The organism is Bradyrhizobium sp. PRIMUS42 (genome assembly GCF_023006515.1).
Taxonomy (GTDB): Bacteria; Pseudomonadota; Alphaproteobacteria; order Rhizobiales; family Xanthobacteraceae; genus Bradyrhizobium.
The window spans coordinates 1-2,300 of the sequence record NZ_JALBGZ010000879.1; the positions used below are offsets into that span (position 1 = coordinate 1).

Below are 2,300 nucleotides of genomic sequence, written 5' to 3' on the forward strand. Positions count from 1 at the left end.
CCACCACCGCCGCCGATGTGGGCACCACCACCGCCCCCACGGCCGCCGCCGCCGGGCCCCTGTGCGAAGCTCGGGGAGGTCATGGGTAAAACGAGCGCCAGCGCTGCGGCGACGCTCAAAAATTTCAGACTGTTCATGGTCAAACTCCTTTCCCGGAAGCAAACCCTATGAATGGGCTGGGGTTCCTGGGATCACGCCGGTTTGCGTGCGACCGGAAGCCTCGCTCGCGACCCCTGTACCCGGCATGAACGGATCGCGTCCGATTTGCGGCAGCGCTTGTGTCGCGGCCACGCATTTGGGGAGGAGCGCCGCCGCCCCCGCCGAACTGGACATTTCGCCGCCCGGATGGCATCAGGGCCCGACGAAGCAGGGCCCTTGCCGCATGAAACAATTCTTCCTCAAGTTCTTCACCTGGTGGAATGGCCAGACTTTTGGCACCCAACTCTGGACCAAGCGGTACGGGGAGCTGGTCGGCCAGGACGAGCAGGGCAATCTCTACTATCGCACCCGCGGCGGGGCAGTCGATCCGACCCTCGGCTTCGAGCGGCGCTGGGTGGTCTATAACGGCTATGCCGAAGCGAGCCGGATCCCGCCGTCGTGGCACGGCTGGATCCATCATGTCGTCGATGTGCCGCCGACCGAGGCCAACTATCAGCCGCGCGAGTGGGAAAAGCCGCACCTGCCCAATCTCACCGGCACGGCAAAAGCCTATCGTCCATCCGGCTCGACCCTTGCCAGCGGCAAGCGGCCGAAGGCGACCGGCGACTATCAGCCCTGGACGCCTGGCTAGTCTTCGGCCTCCGCGATCTTCATCGTCAAATTGGATGCATGCGCATCCGCCGCGCCTTGCTGTGGACAATGGGAACAGCGGGGACGGCGGTTGCTGGGCCGTTGCGCCAACGCGGGCGATGCGGCTCAATGATCCCATCTTACGGAGATGGGAGACCATCGCGTTCGGTTCGGGCAACAGTTCGCGACTGTCCCGAAATGCAGCGGCCGCCGACCAGGGCTCGATCGGGAGATAGGCCCCCGGTCTGGAAGCTCCGAAATCGCCCGATGAAATGTGCAGCCGCCGTAAGGCAGGAAAGGCCGCTTGGGAAACCGAGCGGCCTTTTTCTTTGAGGGACCAGCACGAAGGTCTCGTGCCCCGGACGCAGCACAGCGTCTGTTCGACGGTGCGCTGCAGAGCCGGGGCCCAACTTGCAGGGACCGTGTGTAGCTTCTGGGTCCCGGCTCTGCGGAGCGTCACTGCGTGCCGCACCGCGTCCGCGACGCGAGAGCATCGGCGCGCGCTACATCACCCGCTCAGCCGCACGCTTGACGGCTTCAAGCCGCCGCGCCTGGTTCTGCGCACCGCGCTCCCTGAGAAGAGCCAGCACTTCCGCCGGCGCAGTGTCGGGCGAGCCCGAATTGAACGGCGGGGCGGGATTGTATTCCATCTGGAGCTGGATTGCTTCCGCCGTGGTGCGATCGATCATGATCGACACCAGCGTCAGCGCGAAATCGATTCCCGCGGTGACACCGCCGCCGGTGATGCGGTTGCGGTCGACGCAGACGCGCGTCCTGGTCGGCGTGGCGCCGAACTGGCCGAGCATCTCCATCGCGCTCCAATGGGTCGCGGCGCGGTAGCCCTTGAGCAGGCCGGCGGCGCCGAGCGCCAGCGATCCCGTGCAGACCGAGGTGACGTATTTTGCGCCCTCGGCCTGCTTGCGCAGAAAGGCGAGCACCTCCTCATCGTTAAGCAGGTCGTTGGTGCCGCCGCCGCCTGGCACGCAGATCACGTCGAGCTGCGGGCAATCCGCGAACGTCGTGGTCGGCGTCAGCATGAGCACGGAATCGCTCGGCACCGGCTCGATCCGCTTCCAGATCAGGTGCAGGTTTGCGCCGGGCACCATGGAAAACACCTGCAAGGGACCGGTGAAGTCGAGCTGGGTGACGCGCGGAAACACCAGGATTCCGATCTGGAGCGGTGGCGACATCGGCAGGTCCTCCAAAGATGAGCTTGACGCGCGAAGATTGGCATGCTGCCTTTGTGTCTGAAATGGCATAATTCCCTCTATTTCGGACATGGCCTATGATCGGCATCCTGATCTACCCGGATTTCCAGCTGCTCGACGCGGCCGGCCCGATCTCGGTGTTCGAGGTCGCGGCACGCTGCGCCGGCAAGCCGCTTGCGCTCCGCGTGCTGGCGCTGAATGCCGGGCCGGTGCGCAGCTCGTCGGGCGTCGAGATGATGGCGCGTGATTTCAAGTCGGCGAATGCGATCACGACGCTGGTGGTCGCGGGCGGCGCGGGTGTTG

Annotated in this window: 2 protein-coding genes and 1 pseudogene; 2 read left to right on the top strand and 1 reads right to left on the bottom strand. The window is 65.3% G+C overall.

All coding sequences use genetic code 11. The features are described from left to right. Nucleotides 1–382 precede the first annotated feature (382 nt). Nucleotides 383–790, top strand: coding sequence for an NADH:ubiquinone oxidoreductase subunit NDUFA12 (locus tag MOV75_RS35080; RefSeq protein WP_246932161.1), 408 nt, complete (start codon nt 383–385; stop codon nt 788–790). 502 nt (nt 791–1,292) lie between these two features. Here the strand turns inward: MOV75_RS35080 and MOV75_RS35085 are convergent. Beyond that, the gene (locus tag MOV75_RS35085) at nt 1,293–1,979 is read right to left on the bottom strand and encodes a DJ-1/PfpI family protein (RefSeq protein ID WP_246932164.1); all 687 of its coding nucleotides are present in this window, start codon (nt 1,977–1,979) and stop codon (nt 1,293–1,295) included. 95 nt (nt 1,980–2,074) lie between these two features. On the opposite strand from MOV75_RS35085, the pseudogene MOV75_RS35090 reads away from it, so the two are divergent. After that, nucleotides 2,075–2,300, top strand: a pseudogene (locus tag MOV75_RS35090) (GlxA family transcriptional regulator); the annotation flags it as partial.